20 protein-coding genes and 1 pseudogene are annotated in these 17,836 nt (G+C 70.2%); 3 read left to right on the forward strand and 18 right to left on the reverse strand.

Annotated elements, in window-relative coordinates:
- The 6 genes from mftE to mftA form a co-directional block, all read right to left on the reverse strand.
- Nucleotides 1–641: mycofactocin biosynthesis peptidyl-dipeptidase MftE (mftE, locus tag IY392_RS06780; RefSeq protein WP_375292899.1), on the reverse strand; the 641-nt coding region annotated here is incomplete at its 3' end.
- The gene (locus tag IY392_RS06785) at nucleotides 638–1,453 is read right to left on the reverse strand and encodes a mycofactocin-coupled SDR family oxidoreductase (RefSeq protein WP_182612243.1); all 816 of its coding nucleotides are present in this window, start codon (nucleotides 1,451–1,453) and stop codon (nucleotides 638–640) included. The genes mftE and IY392_RS06785, both read right to left, overlap by 4 nt.
- Before the next feature lie 61 nt (nucleotides 1,454–1,514).
- On the reverse strand, nucleotides 1,515–2,738 hold the full coding sequence (mftD, locus tag IY392_RS06790) for a pre-mycofactocin synthase MftD (RefSeq protein ID WP_107757015.1): 1,224 nt from the start codon (nucleotides 2,736–2,738) through the stop codon (nucleotides 1,515–1,517).
- Between the two features lie 50 nt (nucleotides 2,739–2,788).
- The gene (gene mftC / locus IY392_RS06795; RefSeq protein WP_182612245.1) at nucleotides 2,789–4,039 is read right to left on the reverse strand and encodes a mycofactocin radical SAM maturase; all 1,251 of its coding nucleotides are present in this window, start codon (nucleotides 4,037–4,039) and stop codon (nucleotides 2,789–2,791) included.
- Complete coding sequence (gene mftB / locus IY392_RS06800) at nucleotides 4,036–4,362, reverse strand: mycofactocin biosynthesis chaperone MftB (RefSeq protein WP_107757017.1); 327 nt, start codon at nucleotides 4,360–4,362, stop codon at nucleotides 4,036–4,038. The genes mftC and mftB overlap by 4 nt, the downstream gene beginning before the upstream one ends.
- A 1-nt stretch (nucleotide 4,363) precedes the next feature.
- Entirely contained in the window at nucleotides 4,364–4,450 is an 87-nt protein-coding gene (gene mftA / locus IY392_RS19145) for a mycofactocin precursor MftA (protein ID WP_063971908.1), read from the reverse strand.
- A 170-nt stretch (nucleotides 4,451–4,620) separates the two neighbouring features.
- Between mftA and mftR the strand changes: the two genes are divergently transcribed.
- Both mftR and IY392_RS06815 read left to right on the forward strand, forming a co-directional pair.
- On the forward strand, nucleotides 4,621–5,211 hold the full coding sequence (mftR, locus tag IY392_RS06810; RefSeq protein WP_107757019.1) for a mycofactocin system transcriptional regulator: 591 nt from the start codon (nucleotides 4,621–4,623) through the stop codon (nucleotides 5,209–5,211).
- Between the two features lie 71 nt (nucleotides 5,212–5,282).
- Entirely contained in the window at nucleotides 5,283–5,789 is a 507-nt protein-coding gene (locus IY392_RS06815) for a hotdog fold domain-containing protein (protein ID WP_107757020.1), read from the forward strand.
- Between the two features lie 34 nt (nucleotides 5,790–5,823).
- On the opposite strand, the gene IY392_RS06820 is transcribed toward IY392_RS06815, so the two are convergent.
- The 7 genes from IY392_RS06820 to IY392_RS06850 form a co-directional block, all read right to left on the reverse strand.
- Entirely contained in the window at nucleotides 5,824–6,690 is an 867-nt protein-coding gene (locus IY392_RS06820) for an ABC transporter permease (protein WP_107757021.1), read from the reverse strand.
- Nucleotides 6,687–7,703 (reverse strand): ATP-binding cassette domain-containing protein, encoded by a 1,017-nt coding sequence (locus IY392_RS06825; protein WP_194860828.1) that lies wholly within the window; start codon nucleotides 7,701–7,703, stop codon nucleotides 6,687–6,689. Before IY392_RS06825 ends, IY392_RS06820 begins: the two co-directional genes overlap by 4 nt.
- A gap of 102 nt (nucleotides 7,704–7,805) precedes the next feature.
- Nucleotides 7,806–8,801: an iron-siderophore ABC transporter substrate-binding protein gene (locus IY392_RS06830; RefSeq protein WP_194860829.1), complete on the reverse strand. Its 996-nt coding sequence runs from the start codon at nucleotides 8,799–8,801 to the stop codon at nucleotides 7,806–7,808.
- Nucleotides 8,798–9,628 (reverse strand): ABC transporter ATP-binding protein, encoded by an 831-nt coding sequence (locus tag IY392_RS06835; protein ID WP_194860830.1) that lies wholly within the window; start codon nucleotides 9,626–9,628, stop codon nucleotides 8,798–8,800. Before IY392_RS06835 ends, IY392_RS06830 begins: the two co-directional genes overlap by 4 nt.
- Nucleotides 9,625–10,695 carry an iron chelate uptake ABC transporter family permease subunit gene (locus tag IY392_RS06840; protein WP_194860831.1) on the reverse strand — a complete coding sequence of 357 codons (1,071 nt, stop codon included), beginning with the start codon at nucleotides 10,693–10,695 and terminating at the stop codon, nucleotides 9,625–9,627. Before IY392_RS06840 ends, IY392_RS06835 begins: the two co-directional genes overlap by 4 nt.
- A complete protein-coding gene (locus IY392_RS06845; protein ID WP_194860832.1) occupies nucleotides 10,692–11,765 on the reverse strand; it encodes an iron ABC transporter permease in 1,074 nt (357 codons plus the stop codon). Before IY392_RS06845 ends, IY392_RS06840 begins: the two co-directional genes overlap by 4 nt.
- A 1-nt stretch (nucleotide 11,766) precedes the next feature.
- Nucleotides 11,767–12,552: a siderophore-interacting protein gene (locus IY392_RS06850; RefSeq protein ID WP_194860833.1), complete on the reverse strand. Its 786-nt coding sequence runs from the start codon at nucleotides 12,550–12,552 to the stop codon at nucleotides 11,767–11,769.
- 351 nt (nucleotides 12,553–12,903) lie between these two features.
- On the opposite strand from IY392_RS06850, the gene IY392_RS06855 reads away from it, so the two are divergent.
- Nucleotides 12,904–13,725, forward strand: a complete 822-nt coding sequence (locus IY392_RS06855; RefSeq protein ID WP_194860837.1) for a CoA ester lyase — start codon at nucleotides 12,904–12,906, stop codon at nucleotides 13,723–13,725.
- 54 nt (nucleotides 13,726–13,779) lie between these two features.
- Here IY392_RS06855 and IY392_RS06860 read toward each other — a convergent pair whose 3' ends face one another.
- The 5 genes and pseudogenes from IY392_RS06860 to IY392_RS06880 all read right to left on the reverse strand — a co-directional run.
- On the reverse strand, nucleotides 13,780–14,667 hold the full coding sequence (locus IY392_RS06860; protein WP_194860834.1) for a sulfurtransferase: 888 nt from the start codon (nucleotides 14,665–14,667) through the stop codon (nucleotides 13,780–13,782).
- Between the two features lie 115 nt (nucleotides 14,668–14,782).
- Nucleotides 14,783–16,141: an NAD-dependent succinate-semialdehyde dehydrogenase gene (locus IY392_RS06865; RefSeq protein ID WP_194860835.1), complete on the reverse strand. Its 1,359-nt coding sequence runs from the start codon at nucleotides 16,139–16,141 to the stop codon at nucleotides 14,783–14,785.
- 464 nt (nucleotides 16,142–16,605) lie between these two features.
- Nucleotides 16,606–16,899 (reverse strand): WXG100 family type VII secretion target, encoded by a 294-nt coding sequence (locus IY392_RS06870; protein ID WP_107757032.1) that lies wholly within the window; start codon nucleotides 16,897–16,899, stop codon nucleotides 16,606–16,608.
- A gap of 29 nt (nucleotides 16,900–16,928) precedes the next feature.
- A complete protein-coding gene (locus IY392_RS06875; RefSeq protein ID WP_107757033.1) occupies nucleotides 16,929–17,249 on the reverse strand; it encodes a WXG100 family type VII secretion target in 321 nt (106 codons plus the stop codon).
- A gap of 105 nt (nucleotides 17,250–17,354) precedes the next feature.
- A pseudogene (locus IY392_RS06880) lies at nucleotides 17,355–17,836 on the reverse strand (hypothetical protein); the annotation flags it as partial.

The following is a 17,836-nucleotide window of genomic DNA, read 5'->3' on the forward strand; positions in this document are numbered from 1 at the left end:
ATGCGCCCCCGGGCGTCGGCGACCAGCTCGTCCCACAGTCGGCGTCCCTCGGAGGCGGTGGCCGTGGTGGGGTCGCCGAGCACCCCGGACGGGCTCACCGCGCCCACCCCCCCATCGCGCAACGTGGGCAGGATCTCCGGCAGGGGCCGGGTGCATCCGGGGGCCGCGCGGTCCATGCGGACCAGCTCGGGGTGAAGGTGCAGCATGAGCGAGGTCTCGGCGTGTCCCGCATGGGTGTCGGAGGGGTCCACGGACGTCCGGCACGGCAGCCACGCGGCGTCGCGGCCCTCACCGCGCAACAGCGGGATCGCCCGTCGCAGCGCGTCGACGTTGCCACCGTGGCCGTTGACCACGAGGAACCCGGGCGTGTGGACGGACGCCGACCTCCCGATCTCGACCAGCGCCTGCGCCAGGACCTCCGTTCCCATGGACACCGTGCCGGGGAACGACTGGTGCTCCCCGCTCGCGCCGAACGCGAGGGCGGGGAGCACGTGGACGCCGTCGCCCGCGAGGGCCTGCGCGGCCGAGGTGGCCAGCAGCGTGTCCGTCTGGGTGGGCAGGTGCGCGCCGTGCTGCTCGGTGGCACCGAGCGGCAGCACAGCCAGACCGGGCTCGATGGTCAGGCCGGGATCGATGGTCAGACCTTGATCGCGCCCATGTCGACGGTGAAGGTCGACGCGGTGATGGTGCGGGAGGCGTCCGAGGCGAGGAACAACACCGAGTCGGAGATGTCGTCCGTGGTGGCCATCCCCATCCCCAGGATCGGCGTGAAGTGCGGGAGGAACTGGGGCATGTTGGTGAACACGTCGTGGGCCGCGGGGTCGTCGGCACCCATGGGGGTCAGCACACCGTAGGGGTGGATCGTGTTGACCCGGATCCGGTGCTCGCCGAGTTCCTTGGCCGCGGTCTGCGCGAGACCCACCACCCCGTACTTGGACGCCGAGTACGGCGACTGGACCGGCATGGCCTTGAGTCCCGCAACGGAACTCACCAGGACGATCGACCCGCCGTTGTCCGCGGCGAGCATGTGCGGGATGGTGGCCTTGAGGGTCTTCCAGTACCCCGTGAGGTTGACGTCGATCGTGTCCTGCCACTGCTGCTCGTCGATCTCCCAGACCTTGCCCCAGTTGCAGATTCCCGCGTTGGCGATCACCACGTCCAGGCGGCCGCCGAAATGATCGACCCCGCGGGCGACCAGGTCCTGCTGAAACGCCAGATCGCGGACGTCGCCGATCTCGGCGAGGATCTCCCCGCCCTCGGCACGGACCTTCTCGACCGTCTGCGCGAGGTCCTCCTCGGTGGCCGCCTTGTACCCGACGTACTCGGACGGGGATGCGCACAGGTCCAGCCCGATGATGTTCGCCCCCTCCCGGGCGAAGCGGATGGCGTGCTTGCGGCCCTGGCCGCGCGCGATGCCGGTGATGTAGACGACCTTGCCGTCGAACTCTCCCATGGACTGCGATTCCTTCTTCTCTACAGACGTAACGGGGTGGTCCGGACGGGCCGCCCCCTGGTCACTCTCCCAGGCGACGCATGAACCCGTCGGGGATCACGTAGTCGTCCCTGCTCAGCTCGGAGATCGAGGACTTGCTCAGACCGATGAGGCTGGAGTCCAGGCCCGAACGCAGGATGTCCAGGACGTTCTCGACGCCGGCCTGCCCGTTGGCGCCGAGGCCCCACAGGTAGGCGCGGCCGATCATCACGGCGCGGGCGCCCAGGGCGAGCGCCTTGGCCACGTCGGAACCGCGTCGGATCCCACCGTCCATCAGTACCTCGACCCGGCCGTCGACGGCGTCGACGATCGGCGCGAGGCAGCGGATCGAGGCCGGGGTGCCGTCGAGGTTGTTGCCGCCGTGGTTGGAGACCGAGATGGCGCTGACGCCGGCGTCGACCGCGCGCCGGGCGTCGTCGATGCGGGTGATGCCCTTGAGCATGACCGGCCCGTCGTAGTTGTCCACCACCCACGCGATGTCGTCCCACGTCGCGGGAGGAGTGCCCATCCACTCGCCGTAGGCCCCGAAGAAGGTCGGACCCATCTCCCCCTGGTGCACGAGATTCGGCGTGGTGAGGTCGGGGAAACGCTTGTTGGTCACCACGTCGCGCGCCCACTCGGCGGCCCAGCGCGGACGCACCGCGATCTCCGGGGCCAGGGTGAGCATCGCCCTGGCGTCGAGCTTCTCCGGGATGGTCGGGCTACCCCAGTCGCGCCCCATGGAGAACGACCAGTCGGTGGTGAGGATGACGCCCGCCGCGCCCGCGGCCTTGGCCCGCTCCAGTCGCTCGAGAACCTTCTCCTTGCCGCCGAGCCAGTACACCTGGAAGAACGTCTGCGGATTCGCGGCGATGACCTCCTCGATCGGCTTGGAGGCGAAGGAACTCAGTCCCATCGCGGTGCCGCGGGCGGCGGCCGCGCGGGCCACGTCGACCTCACCGTCCGGGGTCACGGCCTGGACGCCGGTGGGCGAGATCATCACCGGGAGGCTGATCGGTTGGCCCATGACCGTGGTGGCCATGTCCCGCTCGGCCTTGGCTCCGATCACGTGCGGCTTGGGACCCAGTTCGGCGAAGGCGGCCGTGTTGTCGTCGATCGTCACGCCCTGCTCGCTGCCGGCAACCAGCGCCATGTAGACGCTCCGGGGCAGCTTCTTCTTGGCGCGGCGCTGGGCCTCGGCGACCGATTCGAACCAGGGGTTGGTGCGCCAGGGGTTGGCCTCGGCGATCTTGGACAGGCGTGACACGGGAAGGGCTCCTTAGGGAGGCGGTCGGTGGGGCGGGTCGGCCGGTCCGGTCAGACCGGGGACTCGTCGCACAGGCTGGTGGGCCTGCGCGGAGGGGTGGTGATGAGGGTCAGTGGGACCGGGCCGGTGGGCTGCTTGCGCGCTGCCAGGCCCTTGACCCGGGAGTGGTCCTGTGACGGGGAGGGGATGGAGCGCTCGGCCGCGAGCAGCCCCTCGCCGTACCCCTGGACGCACTCCGGGTCCGGCCCGTCCATGGGCAGGCCGGTGAAGAACTTGGCCGCCATGCACCCACCGCGGCAGCTGTCGTAGAAGTTGCAGGACGCACACGCGCCGGCGGACTGGGGCTCGCGCAGCTCGCGGAAGAGTTCCGAGGTCTGCCAGACGCTCTCGAAGCCGCCGTCGGAGACGGTGTTGCCGGCGAGGAACTCCTCGTGGATCGCGAACGGGCAGGCGTAGACGTCCCCGATCGGGTCGATGAGGCACACCACGCGGCCCGCGCCGCAGAGGTTCAGCCCGGGCAGCGAGCCCTGTCCGTCGCCGAAGGCCGACAGGTGGAAGAAGCTGTCACCGGTCAGGACGTTGGAGCCGTGCTCGACCAGCCAGTCGTAGAGGTCCTTCTGCTGCTCGGGCAGCGGGTGGAGGTCGTCCCAGACGTCGGCTCCGCGGCCGGAGGGACGCAGGCGGGTGATGCGCAGGGTCGCGTCGTAGCGGTCCGCCAGCGCCTTGAACTCGTCCAGCTGGGTGACGTTCTCGCGGGTGACCACCACGGAGATCTTGGCGTCGGTGAACCCGGCGTTCTTGAGGTTCTCCAGGGCCCGGACGGCCATGTCGAACGAGCCCGGGCCGCGGACCGCGTCGTTGACCTCGGCCGTGGCGCCGTCCAGGGAGATCTGCACGTCGACGTAGTCGCTCGCGGCCAGGCGCTGCGCCACGGCCTCGTCGATGCGCACGCCGTTGGTCGAGAACTTCACGCCCACCTGGTGGCTGGTGGCGTAGTCGACGAGTTCCCAGAAGTCGGGGCGGACGGTGGGCTCGCCACCGCCGATGTTGACGTAGAAGACCTGCATCCGCTGCAGCTCGTCGATGATCGATTTGCACTGCTCGGTACTCAGTTCCCGGGGGTCGCGCTTGCCCGACGAGCTCAGGCAGTGCACGCACGCCAGGTTGCAGGCGTAGGTGAGCTCCCAGGTCAGGCAGATGGGGGCGTCGAGGCCACGCTCGAACTGGTCCACCAGGCGGCCGACGGGAGCGGGGGCCGTGCTCGTCGAGGGGGCGTCCGGGCGGCTGAGGGTGCTGGTCATGGGGTCTCCTCGATCATGCGCGATGCGGCGAGCTGGCCGAGCGCGTGCAGGTACAGGCGGGCGGTCGCGGGGTCGTCGATCGACACCCCGACGGCAGCACACGCCTCGCGGGCGGTGGGGTGATCGGCGAGGGCGCGGACCACCTCGACGATGGTCGGCGACTTGAGAAAGCTGAGCTTGCGGGTGTGGAAGTGGTAGAGCAGAGCCCCGAACGGCTCGGGACGAAGGGCCACTCCGGGGTGCAGGCGCCAGCCGGCGTCGAGGTCGAAGGCCGCGGGCGCGGCGTCCTGTCCGGCGCCGGCCGGCGCTGCTGCCGAGGTCATCTCAGTAGACCCCGCACATGCCGTCGATCGAGACCTCCTCGATGAGGGCCTCCTCCAGCACTACCTCGGTGTTCTGGGCGTTGTCCACGGCGATTCCTCTCGTCAGCGGGTTGGGTGACTCACCGCACACGGTGAGATCTGCATCATATTGACACCTAGTGCCAAATGCAATGGTCTGCGCACAACCCGTCCCCGGGATGCCTCTAGGCTTGGCGATCATGGGAATGACTGAGCCACGGGGATGACGGAGCCACGGAGATGACGGAGCCGAACGACAGTCGCGCGCCCGGACGGCGACCGTCCACGACGCGAGCCTCGATCGTGACCGTGGCGCTCAGGCTCTTCGACCGCCAGGGATACGAGGCGACCAGTGTCGACGAGATCGCCGAGGCCGCCCACATCTCCCGGCGGACGCTGTTTCGCTACTTCCCCGGCAAGGCCGCGATCGCGTGGGGCGAGTTCGACATCCAGATGGACGGGATGCGTCGCCAGCTCGCCCGGATCCCGGCCGCCACCCCGCTGAGGGACGCGCTCGCGGACGCCCTGGTCACCTTCAACACCTTCCCGGACTCCGAGACGCAGGTGCACCGCCTGCGGATGGGACTACTGCTCGGGGTCGACGAACTCCAGGCCCACTCGACGCTCATGTACGCGGACTGGCGTAGCGCCGTGGCCGAGTTCGTCGCCGCGCGCCGCGGGGAGTCGGTGCACGACCTCATCCCCGCCGCCACCGCCCACGCCGCCCTGGGGATCGCCCTCTCGGCCTACCGCCGCTGGGTCGACGAACCCGAGGCGGATCAGGCGCGGTTGCACGAGCTGCTCCGCCAGGGCACGCGCATCCTGGCCTGAACCGGAATGATCCGGCGGCTGATCCGGCGGCCCGCACCACCGCGAACCTACCGGGGAGTAACATCGGGGCGGTGACCGACACCGCGCCCTCCGCCTCCGCACCCACCCCGACGTTCCGCCTGTGGCAGAAGGCGACCCGCCTCCCGCTGGGCTCGCGCCTGTTCAGCGCGGCCGTGAGCCTCAAGGCGCCCTACTTCCGGACCGTCCTGCCGCACGTGGTGGAGCTGCGCCCCGGCCGGTGCGTCGTCCGCGGCCCCGGCTGGTGGGGCAACCGCAACCACATCGGCACCTTCCACGTGATCGCGGCGTGCAACCTGGCCGAGATGGCGATGGGCATGCTCGCCGAGGCCACCGTGCCGGCCACCCACCGCTGGATCCCCGTGGGGATGAACGTGCGCTACCCGGCCAAGTCGACCGGCGGCATGACGGTCACGGCCGAATGGACCGACATCCCCGATTTCGCGGCTTTCACCAGCGGCCGGGACGTCGAGGTCCCCCTGCGCTTCGTCGACGACGCCGGCGTGGAGCCCGTGGTCGGGACCATCACCATCCGGGTCTCCCCCAAGAAGAAGTCCTGACGACGACCTGCCACGAGGCGGGCCGGTCCGCGGGTCAGTCCCGCGTGCGGGCGTCGAAGGCCTTGACGGCGATCGGCGCGATGATCACCGTCAGACCGACGATCCACAGCAGCGAGGCCAGCACCGGGTGCTGCAACGGCAGCGCGGCGTCCGGCCCCACGGCCGGCGCGTTGCCCCAGAGCTCACGCATCGCCTGGACGACCGAGGCCAGCGGGTTCCACTCGGCGACCGGACGCAGCCACACCGGCATCGACTCCGGCGGCGCGAAGGTGTTGGCGAGGAACGTGATGGGGAAGATCGTCGTGAACATGACGCCGTTGACCGACTCGATGGTCTTGAGGCGGGAACCCACGACGATGCCGATCCAGATCATGACGAAGCCGAAGCCCAGCAGGATGAGGTAACCCAGCACCGCGTCGACGAGCCCGCTCCGGATCCGCCAGCCCACGATGAGACCCGTCAGCGACATCACCACCACGCCGATTGAGGAGTGGATGAGACTCGAGGCGCTGCGCGCGATGAGGATCGACGCCCGCTGGATGGGCAGCGACCGGAAGCGGTCGATGATCCCCTTGTTGAGGTCGTTGCACAGGCCGGAGGCCACGACGAACGAGGAGAACGCCATGGTCTGCGCCATGATCCCCGGGAGCAGCCACTCGCGGTAGTTCACACCGCCGGCCACGGCGATCGCCCCGCCGAAGACGTAGGCGAACAGCAGCACGAACATCACCGGCTGGATGGTGACATCCGCCAGGTTCTCGGGCTGGCGGCGGATGTGGAAGAGGTTGCGGCGCACCAGCGCGGAGATCTGGCGGCTCAGCGGCGGCCCGTCGGGGCGGTCCGGCATCGCGAACCGCTCATGGGTGGCCGAGGTGTGGGCGGGGTCGGCGACGGTGCTCATACCCGGTTCTCCTGTTCGATGGTGTCGGCGTCCGCGGTGTCAGGCGAGCTCTCCGGGTCCTCGGCCCTCCGGCCGGTGAGGGACAGGAAGACGTCGTCCAGACTGGGGCGCTGGAGGCCGATGTCGTCGAGCTCGATCCCGGCCTCGGTGAAGGCGGCGGCGATCCCCGCCAGCGCCGAGACGCCCTCCGACGGCGCGGTGAGCCGGCGTGCGTCGCGGTCGACGTGCAGTTCCCCGATCCTTCCGTCGAGGACCCGCACGGCCTCGTCCACGTCATCTGGTCGCGAGACGGTGATGACCAGGCTGGCGGCACCGGACCGGTCCTTGAGCTGCAACGGTGTGCCCTCGGCGATCACTCTGCCGTGGTCGATCACGATCACCCGATCGGCCAGTTGATCGGCCTCGTCGAGGTACTGGGTGGTGAGCAGCAGCGTCGTGCCGTCCCGGACCAGGTCACGCAGCACGTCCCAGAGTTCGTTGCGCGACCGGGGGTCGAGCCCGGTGGTGGGCTCGTCGAGGAACAGCACGGGCGGGGCCGCGACGAGGCTGGCGGCCAGGTCGAGCCGGCGCCGCATGCCCCCCGAGTAGCTCTTGGCCACCCGGGTCGCGGCGTCGCTCAGTGAGAACTTCTCCAGCAACTCGTCGGCGCGCGACTTCACCCTCTTCTTGGGCAGCCCGTACAGGTCCCCGATCAGACGGAGGTTCTCGCGCCCGGTGAGCAACTCGTCGACGGTGGCCGCCTGTGCGGTCAACCCCATGGCCTTGCGCACCTCGGCGGGCGCGGTCGTCACGTCGTGGCCGGCGACCCGCGCGGTGCCCGAGGTGGGCGGGCTCAGCGTGGTCATCATGCGGATGGTGGTGGTCTTACCGGATCCGTTGGGACCCAGCAGTCCCAGGACCGTTCCGGGGGGCACGGTAAAGGAGATGTCATCGACGGCGGTGAAGTCGCCGAATTTCTTGACGAGGTGTTCCGCCTCGATCGCGGGGGCGTCGGACGGTGGTCGGGTACTCACCCGCCACAGCGTGCCGCGCTCACAGGGGGTAGTCAAGACACGCGTCCATTAATGCGGACAGGAAGCGTCCTGAGTGCCCGCCGGCTGCCGACGCCGCGGCGTTCAGTCCCGGACCGCGTCGGCGATGCGGGGCACCAGGGTGTCGAGAGCGTACGAGATCGACAGTGGGGTGTTGACGGAGATGGCCTGGCGTTCTGTCGAGGTCAGGGTCAGGAGCTCTGCGGAGAATCGACCGAACAACTGGTTGTACTCGGTCGGGACGAAGTTCTGGTCGTCGGTGAGGAACAGGACCACGTCGCCGTCGAGCATCGCCACCTCTTCGGACGCCACCTGCACGCTGAAGCTGGACCCGTCGTCCCGGGCTGCGATCGACTCGGGTAGCCGCATCCCGATGGTCTCGATGAACTCCCCGCGCCCGTCCCTGTTCTGGAACCCGTAGTACGTGCCCGGGTCGGAGACGAGCACCGCGGTCCCGGTCTTGCCCTCCAGCTGCGGGTACCGGGCCGTGGTCCGAGCGATGTGCTCCTCCAGCTCGGTGAGCAGCTGCTCCCCCTCCTCGACCCGGCCCAGAGCCCGGGCGATCTGCCGGGTCGCGGGCGCACGATTCACCTGCCACACGTTCGTCCCCGCCGGTCGGGCGACCGTGGGCGCGATCGAGGACAGCCTCGAGTACTGCTCGTCGTCCGTACCGCCCTGCACATCGATGATCAGATCCGGTTCCAGCGACGCGATCCTCTCGTAGTCCGGTTCGCTGGCGCTACCGAGGTCCACCGCGTCGATCTCACCGGCCGCGTCCCGGGCCCAGGGCTGCAGTCCCGGATAATCCGCGCTACGCGCGTAGCCGACCGGGTTGACGCCGAGGGCGATCGCGTTGTCGACATCGCCCCATCCGAGGGTCACCACCCGCTGGGGCTCGGACTCGATCGTGGTCTCCCCGAACTCGTGCTCGACCGTCACCGGGAACGCAGACCCGTCGCCGTCGGAACCGGGGTTCCCACCGCCGGCGGTGGGCGCGTCGCCCGGACTACAGGCGGACAGTCCGACGGCGAGGGTGGTGGCGAGCAGGGCACCGACGGTGCGGCGCAGTGTCGTTCTCATAGTGTGCGGGTCTCCTTCTGCGTGTGGATCGTTCTCTGTCGTCGGTCACGTCCGAGTGGGATGACCTGGGGTGTTCCCGCGACGGGGTCGGGGACCACGCGGCACCGCAGCCCGAAGACCTCGTGGACGAGCTCCTCCGTGAGGATCTCCTCGGGGGCACCGGTGGCCATCACCCTCCCCTCTCGCATCGCGATCAGGTGGGTGGCGTAGCGGGCCGCCTGGTTGAGGTCGTGGAGCACCGCGACCAGGGTTCTGCCCTGGTGGTGCAGGTCGGTGAACATCTCCATGAGCTCGATCTGGTGGGCGATGTCCAGGAACGTGGTGGGCTCGTCCAGCAACAGCAACGGGGTCTGCTGCGCGAGCACCAGGGCGACCCAGACGCGTTGACGCTGTCCGCCGGAGAGCTCGTCCACCAGGCGCGCGGACAGCTCGGTGGTCTCCGTTGCGGCCAGTGCGGCCGCGACGGCCTCCTCGTCCGCGGTCGACCACTGGCGCAGGAACCCCTGATAGGGGTTGCGACCGCGGGCCACCAGCTCGGCGACGGTGATCCCGTCGGGCGCGAGCGAACTCTGTGGCAGCAGCCCCAGGCGCCGCCCGACCTCCTTGGCCTTGTAGGAGCGGATGTCGCGTCCGTCCAGGATCACCTGACCCCTGGCGGGCGCGAGCAGCCGTGACAGGGCGCGGAGCAGAGTGGACTTGCCGCAGGCGTTCGGGCCGATGATGACCGTGAACGAGTCCTCGGGGACGGAGACCGACAACCCCTCGGAGATGACCCGTGTGTCGTATCCGACCGTGATGTCCTCGGCGCGCAACGGAGGCAGGCTCATGGGAGCTTCCTTATCTCGTGAATCAGTAGCCAGGTCAGATACGTTCCGCCGATGACGACGGTCACCACCCCCACCGGCAGCGTCTGAGGTAGCGCGTGCTGGGCGACCAGGTCGGAGGCCAGCAGCAGGACGGCCCCGACGACCGCGGACGGCCAGAGGGTGATCCCGGGCGTGCGGGCGAGACGGCGGGCGACCTGCGGCGCGGCCAGGGCAATGAACGAGATGGGTCCGGCGGCGGCGGTGACGGCGGCGGTCAGCGCGACGCCCACGATGATGAGACCCAGTCGCGAGGGTTCGACCCGGATGCCGATGGCTCTCGCCGCGTCGTCGCCGAGCTGCATCTGCTGCATCGGCCGAGCCAGCAGTCCGAGGACCAGCATGAGCACCATCACGACCGCGGTGGCCACACCCGTCTGTTCCCAGGTGATCCCGTTCAGCGACCCGGCACCCCACACCGCGGCGCTCATCGCGACCTCGAGTTGGGCGCGCAACAGCAGCCAGCTGTTGAATGCCGTGAGCATGGCCGAGACCCCGATGCCGACGATGATGAACCGAAATCCGGTGATCCCGCCCCGGTACGCCAGCAGGTAGACCACCGCGGCGGTGGCCACGCCACCCACCAGCGCCCCTGAGGCCACCTGGGTGTAGCCACCCCCGAGGACGATGAGCACGACGATCGCCCCGGTGTGCGAGCCCGTGGCGAACCCGATGACGTCAGGACTCGCCAACGGGTTGCGGGTCACGGACTGGAACACCGCGCCGGAGGCGCCGAGGGCCGCGCCGAACACGACGGCGGCCAGCACGCGTGGGGCCCGCCACTCCAGCACCACGGTCCGGGCGAAGGTCCCGTCAGTACCGGTCAGCACGTCGACCAGTCGGCCGAGGTCGACGGCGTAGCTACCGACCGTCAGGCCGACCACCGCACCGACGCCCAGCAGGACCGCGAGGGCGGCGCAGACGAGGAGGGCCCGGAGGGGGAACCGGACGGAGACACCGTGACGCCGCCACTGCACCTGCCGTGCCCCGAAGTCCACCCGCGAGGCTCCGCTGGCGATGTCGCTGCTCATAGCCCGCTCGCCTTCTTGCGTCGGATCAGGGCGATCAGGACAGGCGCGCCGACGAATGCGGTGACGATCCCGACGGGCATTTCACCGGGACGGATCACCAGGCGACCGAGGACGTCCGAGACGATCACGAGGATCGGCCCCATCACCACCGAGTAGGCGATGATCCAGCGCTGCTCCGGCCCGGTGATCCACCGGGCGATGTGCGGAACCATCAACCCCACGAACAGAAGGGGACCGGCGATCGCCGTCGCTCCTCCGGCGAGCAGCGTCACCGCGACGACCACCATGGCCCGGGTGAGCGCGACCCGGGTCCCCAGGGATGTCGCGAGATCGTCGCCGAGGGCGATCGCGTTGAGCGCTGTCGCCGCGCCCACGGCCAGCAGTACTCCGAGGATCAGGAACGGCAGCACCGGAAGCAGCACGTCATAGCCGCGGCCGGCGATCGACCCGGCGTTCCAGTGCCGCATCTGGTCGAACGCCCCCGGGTCCACCAGAGTCATGCCCAGGGTGATGCCGGAGAGCACCGCGCCGAGAGCCACGCCCGCGAGCGTCAACCGCACCGGGTCCGCCGGGCCCCGGCCGGCCGATCCGACCAGGTACACCCCCACCGTGACCACCAGGGCCCCGAGGAACGCGAACCACACATACCCGGCGATCGAGGACACCCCGAAGACCGCGACGCCCAGTGCGACGAAGAACGCCGCCCCGGCGTTCACCCCCAGAATTCCCGGGTCGGCGAGCGGATTACGCGTCAACGCCTGGATGAGTGCACCCGACACCGCGAGCCCGGCACCGACCGCGAGGCCGGTCAGCGTCCGCGGCAGCCGCATCTCCCACACGATGAAGTGCTCGTCGATCGCGAGATCGTGGTACCGGAACGCCTCCAGCACCGTGGACAGCGGGATGTCCTTGGACCCGACCGCCACGCTGACCAGTACGGCGACCGCCAGCACCGCCAGGAGGACGATGAGTCCGGCCGAGCGTCGGGTGGTGGTGCCCGCCACTCCCCGAGGGGGGACGGTCCGGGAGCGGGTGGGCACGCCGGTGCCCCGCGAATCGGTGGTCGTCATGTCAGGTGCGTGCCTCGCCCTGACGCCAGTAGCCGCTGAACGTGATCAGTTCCTTCGCCACCCCGCCCTGCGCGATGAGGAAGCGGCGCGCCTCCTGCACGAGCGAGGCCTCCGCGCAGATCCACGCGTAGCTGATCTCTTCCGGCGCGACGCCGTCGAGGACACGGGGGATCGACAGCCCAGGTGGGCCCCCGTCTCTCACGTGCCAGTGCACGGTGGCTCCTGTGGCGATCGGGTGGATGTCGGAGTCGTGGTCCACCTCGATGTGTGCCGTGGCCTGGCTCCCGAGAGCCGCGACGCCGGGGGCCGGCTCCGGGGAGGTGAGTATCGACGACAGCGCGGGAAGGGCGGTCACATCGGCGAAGAACACCTGGCGCCCTGACGGGTCGGTGGGGCTGTACAGGCCGTTGCCCTCGACGAAACCGGCGACGTCCCCGGGAGTGACGGTGGCGGCCCAGCGGCCGCCCGGGCCGCTCGCCGCGTGGTCGTGGTCGCTGTGGTCGCCGTGGTCGCCGTGGTCGCCGTGGAGCACGATGTCGACATCGACCTCACCGACGTCCGGACGGTGGGCGCGGACGGTGTACCACCGCAGCTCGGGCCGGCATCGGTCACCGATCAGGTCCGCCACTCCTCGAGGTGACGATCCGACCAGGCCGTCAGCGGGAAGGTCGAGCCCTGCCGGGCCGGGGATCAGCAGCGCGAAGAAGTCATCCGGGCGCAGGAGCTCATAGTCGGTGAGCTGAGGCGCGTGGAGCGTGATCCGGCGCATCCGCGGGGTCAGCGACACCGCCGCCGTGACCGTGACGGTGAAAGCCCGATAGCTGCCGCGCGGCTCGGGGCGAGGTGCGCGGCTCGGTGGTGAGACCGCTCCCATCACTCGGCCGGCCTCTCGTCGAACGCTGCGCTCACGGCGGCATGGGGCCGGGCATGGGTGATCATCGTGCGCCTCCGTCCTCATCCGGCTGAATATAGGTCAGCCTATCCTTACCCAGTGGGCCCGGGGTCACGCCCCCTGGCACCGCTTCCCGCCTGGTACCTCGCATCGACCCCGGCGTATCGTGGGGAGGTTGCCGCGAGACCCGCCCGTCCCGCGTTGATCCGTTCCCCGAGCAAAGGATGACCGGTACCGATGAGCCCCATGTCGACCATCCCGCCCACGATCGCCCGTTCGTGGTTGCTCCTGCCGGCAGACAAGTCCGAGCGCTTCGACGCGGCCGCGGAGTCCGAGATGGACGTCGTGGTCCTGGACGTCGAGGACGGGTGCCGCCAGTCGGAGAAGGAGCGTGCCCGTCGCGAGGTCCGCCAGTGGCTCGAGGCCGGCAACCACGCGTGGGTCCGGATCAACGACGTCCGCTCCCCCGAGTGGGAGAAGGACCTCATGGCGCTGGGCCACTGCCCCGGACTCGACGGGGTGATGTTGGCCAAGACGGAGAACCCGGAGCACGTCTCGCTCACCGCCGCCCGGCTGGCCCCCGACACCCCGATCGTCGCGCTGGTCGAGTCCGCCGACGGTCTGGCCGCCGCCACGGAGATCGCCAAGACCGACCAGGTGGTGCGCCTGGCCTTCGGCATCGGCGACTACCGCCGCGACACCGGCATCGGCTCCTCGCAGATCGCCCTGGCCTACACCCGGTCGCAGTTCGTCGTGTCCAGCAGGGTCGCCCGGGTGGCCCCGCCGATCGACGGTCCCACCATCTCCAACGACACCCAGGTCCTCATGGACGCCGCCGAGCACGCGGTCGAGATGGGCATGACCGGCAAGCTGTGCCTGCGGGTGGACCAGGCCCCGTACATCAACGAGGTGCTGTCCCCCTCGGCCGCCGACGTCTCCTGGGCCGGGTCCGTGATCGACGAGCTGGGCCCCGGGGGCGAGCGGTGCCGCGACGGCGCGGACCTGCCGCGGCTGGCCCGCGCGCAGAAGATCGCGCACCTCGCGCAGGCGTACGCCGTCGTGCGCTGACCCGCCTCAGGAGTAGATCAGCTCAGGGGTGGATCAGCTCCGGGGTGACTCGACTCAGCGGGGCGAGTCGCCGGTGACCAGCGGCAGGTCCGGATCGCCGGCCCACGCGTTCATGGAGCCGTCGTACACCGCGACGTCGTCGCGGCCGACGAGTGCCAGGGCGTGCGCGACCCCGGTCGCCGCGATGCCGCCGCCGCAGTAGGTCACGACGGTCCGGTCGTCGTCGAGCAGGCCCGCGGCCTCGAACTCGCGGCGCAGCTCCTCGGTCGGGCGGAGAGTGCCGGTCTCGGGGTCGCGGAGCGTAAAGACCGGCAGGTTGATGCTGCCGGGGATGTGGCCGCGGCGGGCGTAGGTGTCCACCTCGCCGCGGTAGGTGGCCTCGTCCAGGACGTTGACCAGGACGGTCCGCTCGTCGTCGAGCGCGTCGGCGACGTCCCGGGTGGAGCGGAACAGCTCGGGGCGGCGCGTGCCGGTGAAGGTGCGCGGGGTGAGGTCGGGGACCACGTCGGTCACGTCGTATCCGGCTGCCTTCCAGGCGGGCAGCCCGCCGTCGAGCACCGTGACGTTCTCGAAGCCCTCGTAGCGCAGGTGCCACCAGAAGCGAGTGGCCCAGAAGCCGTCGTGCTGGTCGTAGACGACCACGGTCGCGCCGTCGCCGATGCCGAGGGCGCCGGCGGCCGCGGCGAACCGCTCGTGGTCCGGCGCGGTGAAGGGCTGGGGGGCGTCCGGGTCGGCGAAGTCCACCAGCAGGTCGGCGAACACGGCGCCCGGGATGTGCTCGGGGCGGTAGGACTCCGCCCCGGACGTGAGAACGGCGGGGCCGTCGGTGGGCACGCGGAGGTGGGCGGTGGCGTCGACGACGACGAGGTCGGCGTCGTCGACGTGCTGGTGCAGCCATTCGGGGCTGACGGTGAGGGGCGGGTGCGGTGTCGCGGCGGTCATGGCGCTCCTTTGGTGAGGGGTCGACCGCCGAGGGTAGGCGGACGCACTCCGGCCGGGGCGGTGAGTGCCCCCGGCCGGAGTGGGTGCGATGCGTCGCCGGAGTACTACGTCGGTGTCAGTGGACCCGCTGGAGGCGGACGTTGACGAACTCGCCGAGGCCCCAGCGTCCGAGCTCCCGGCCGTAGCCGGAGCGCTTGACGCCGCCGAAGGGCAGGCCGGCCATGGTGGTGCCGTGCTCGTTGACGTAGGCCATACCCACCTCGAGCCGCTCGGCCACCTCGGAGGCCTTGCCGGTGTCGGTCCCCCAGACCGAGCCGGACAGTCCGAAGGGGGTGTCGTTGGCGATCCGCACGGCTTCGTCGAGGGAGTCGTAGCCGTAGACCATGGCCACGGGGCCGAAGATCTCTTCGGTGTAGGCGTCCATCTCCGGGGTGATGCCGGTGAGGACGGTGGGCTCCATGAACGCGCCCGGGCGGTCGATCGCGCGGCCCCCGGTCACGAGGGTCGCACCCTGGTCGACGGCGCGCTCGACCTGTTCGACCACCCCGTCGCGGGCGTCCTCCGAGGACAGGGGCCCGAGCGCGGTCCCCTCGTCGGCCGCGGGGCCGACCTTCGTCCCCTCGTACAGGTCGCGGAGCTTGCCCACGAACTCGTCCTTCATGTCTTCGGGCACGAACATCCGCTTGGGTGAGTTGCAGGCCTGCCCGCAGTTCGACAGACGCGCCTTGCCGACGGTCTCGACCAGCTCGTCGAGGTCGTCGGTGTCCAGGACGATGAGCGGGTCCGAACCGCCCAGTTCCAGCACGCTGGTGGTGAGGTTCTCCCCCGCCACCTTGGCCACGGCGGCGCCGGCGCCCTCGCTGCCGGTGAGCGAGACGCCCTTGATCCTGGGGTCGGCGATCATCTCGGCGACCGTGTCGCTGGAGGCGTAGACGTTGACGTACGCGTCCTCCGGAAGCCCGGCCGCGCGCTGCACCTTCTCGATGGCCGCGGACGAGCGCGCGCAGATGCTGGCGTGCTTGAGCACGATGGTGTTGCCGAGCAGCAGGTTGGGGGCCGCGAACCGGGCCACCTGGTAGTAGGGGTAGTTCCACGGCATCACGCCGACCAGGGGCCCGACCGGCTCGTGGGTCACGCGGTTGAGGCGGGCCCCGGGCACGTCCAACGTCTCGGGCTCCAGCAGCTCGGGGCCGTGCTCGCCGTACCAGCGGTAGATCGAGGCGGCGAGCTGGACCTCTCCCTGCGCCTGGTCGGGGAGCTTGCCCATCTCGGTGGTGATGGCCTTGGCCAACTCCTCGGTGTGCTCCTCGAACGCGTCCGCGATGGCCAGGAGGATCCTCGCCCGCTCCGCGACGTCGGTGGCGCGCCAGGAGTCGAAGCCAGTGGTGACGGTGGACAGGATCCCGTCGACGTCGTCGGTCTGGTCGTACTCGCTGTCGGTCGTCCCGGTCGACGGATCGTGGGTGACGTACATATGGGTCCTCCCGTGGTTCGCGTCCGCCGGGTGATCGACCCGGCTCTGCTCGCGACGGTAGGCCAGCCTTGCCTCGCCTGCATCCGGTCGGGGGTGCCGCGGGCCGGGGCGGGTCGGACTACCTCACCCCGGATCCCGTGGTGATCTACGACACCCTGCACCTCGGCACGGCAGAGGAGTCCCCGGGGCCGCGCATCGCGTCGTGGGAGAGAGGTCAGGGCCGAGCGGGCCCATCCACTTTCGCGGGGGCGCGATGACACGACCCCCTCATGCTGTTACAGGCGCAAGAACGGTGTGCTGCACGTGGGGCGTCGATGATCCCCGCCTGATCTCCCGATCACCGCCCGGAAAAGGCCGCCGACCCCGGTCACCGGACACTCGGCTACCGGGGCCCACGAACCGCAGGGCGGCGGCCCGCCAGGACTCGATCATTCAGACCGCGATCGTCATACCCGCCGCGCGGGTCAACCCCACCCCTGGGCGGCGCGGCGGTCGGCATCGGCCATTCCCTGGTTGCCCTGACTCGCTGCCCGCGAGATCTCCGCGAGCATCGCCTGAAGAGCTGCCGCCGCCTGGTCCCAGTCGTTCTGGTGGGCGTGGTAGGCGACGGCGGCGTCGCCCTCCCATTCGGCGACGAGCGGCGCGAGGTATGTCTTGAGGTCATCGAGGGTGGTCCGCAACGCGGTGGAGGCCGAGCCGACCTGGCCGACCAACGCCTCGATCGGGCCGTGGTTGTAGGTGATCTGTCCTGAGGTCATGAGTATTCTCCCGATTCGAGGATGGGTGGTCAGATGTTCAGAGGCCCGGAGGCGCCGATTCTGCTGATGGCCTGCGCGGAGTCCTGATCAGCGGCGTCGAACGAGGTGCTGTTGACCCGCATCGTCTCCGAGATGCCCGCCAGGGCGGAGTTGAGCTTGGCGCTCTGCTGCTGCCACTCCGTCATGATGGTGGCGAACCGCGCCTGCGCCGCACCCCGCCACACAGATCCCCCGAGCTGCGACACCGAGTCCCGGACGTTCCCGAGTAGTCGATCGATCTCCATGTTGACCTCGTCGACCCGCCTGGCCGCGGTGTCCATGGTCCCGATGTGGGTGTTGAAACCGGCCATCTCGTCCTCCCCTTGTCGTCCTGCGGCCCCCTCGTGGGTCCGTCACAGTGTTCGACGCCGCTGCGACCGCGTTCGGTTCCCTCCTCATCGCCGGCCCGAGCAGCCTCAGACATCCTCGTGCAGTCGCAGTGCCGCCTCGACCGGAGCGGTCTCCGGCACGACGAAGGACAGCAATCGGGCCTGATCGCAGGCGTCCACCACTCGCTCGCAGTTGCGTCCACGAGCCAGAACCTCAGTCGAACCGGTGCCCGCCTCACGCCTCGCCCGTCGGAGGGCGGTCACCGCATCGATCACACGGGAGACCTCGTCGTCGCGCATCGAATCCCGGCGCGGGTCCCAGCGGTGGACGAGGGCCCGGTCGATCAGGGTCAGTTCCCCGCGTGTGCGTTCCACGAGACTCACCATGGTCCGGGCCTCGGATGCCTCCACGCACACGGCCCAGCGGGCTGACGAGGAGGGCAGAGCGTCGGCGGTCACCAGTGCGGAGCGGACGATCCGCGGAGCCACCCCCAGCCCCTCCGCCGCGGCTGCCAGCCGAGCGGATCGGGTGTTGCCCCACTCACTGGGAACGAGGAGCACCACCCCGT

It is taken from the genome of Dietzia sp. SYD-A1 (assembly GCF_015356725.1).
Classification (GTDB): domain Bacteria; phylum Actinomycetota; class Actinomycetes; order Mycobacteriales; family Mycobacteriaceae; genus Dietzia.

Bases quoted from the DNA above. Each gene is read 5' to 3' on its own strand.
- IY392_RS06785 (WP_182612243.1), bottom strand. From the start codon at position 1,453: ATGGGAGAGTTCGACGGCAAGGTCGTCTACATCACCGGCATCGCGCGC.
- mftC (WP_182612245.1), bottom strand. From the start codon at position 4,039: ATGACCAGCACCCTCAGCCGCCCGGACGCCCCCTCGACGAGCACGGCC.
- mftB (WP_107757017.1), bottom strand. From the start codon at position 4,362: ATGACCTCGGCAGCAGCGCCGGCCGGCGCCGGACAGGACGCCGCGCCC.
- mftR (WP_107757019.1), top strand. From the start codon at position 4,621: ATGACGGAGCCGAACGACAGTCGCGCGCCCGGACGGCGACCGTCCACG.
- IY392_RS06820 (WP_107757021.1), bottom strand. From the start codon at position 6,690: ATGAGCACCGTCGCCGACCCCGCCCACACCTCGGCCACCCATGAGCGG.
- IY392_RS06830 (WP_194860829.1), bottom strand. From the start codon at position 8,801: ATGAGAACGACACTGCGCCGCACCGTCGGTGCCCTGCTCGCCACCACC.
- IY392_RS06835 (WP_194860830.1), bottom strand. From the start codon at position 9,628: ATGAGCCTGCCTCCGTTGCGCGCCGAGGACATCACGGTCGGATACGAC.
- IY392_RS06840 (WP_194860831.1), bottom strand. From the start codon at position 10,695: ATGAGCAGCGACATCGCCAGCGGAGCCTCGCGGGTGGACTTCGGGGCA.
- IY392_RS06845 (WP_194860832.1), bottom strand. From the start codon at position 11,765: ATGACGACCACCGATTCGCGGGGCACCGGCGTGCCCACCCGCTCCCGG.
- IY392_RS06855 (WP_194860837.1), top strand. From the start codon at position 12,904: ATGTCGACCATCCCGCCCACGATCGCCCGTTCGTGGTTGCTCCTGCCG.
- IY392_RS06860 (WP_194860834.1), bottom strand. From the start codon at position 14,667: ATGACCGCCGCGACACCGCACCCGCCCCTCACCGTCAGCCCCGAATGG.
- IY392_RS06865 (WP_194860835.1), bottom strand. From the start codon at position 16,141: ATGTACGTCACCCACGATCCGTCGACCGGGACGACCGACAGCGAGTAC.
- IY392_RS06870 (WP_107757032.1), bottom strand. From the start codon at position 16,899: ATGACCTCAGGACAGATCACCTACAACCACGGCCCGATCGAGGCGTTG.
- IY392_RS06875 (WP_107757033.1), bottom strand. From the start codon at position 17,249: ATGGCCGGTTTCAACACCCACATCGGGACCATGGACACCGCGGCCAGG.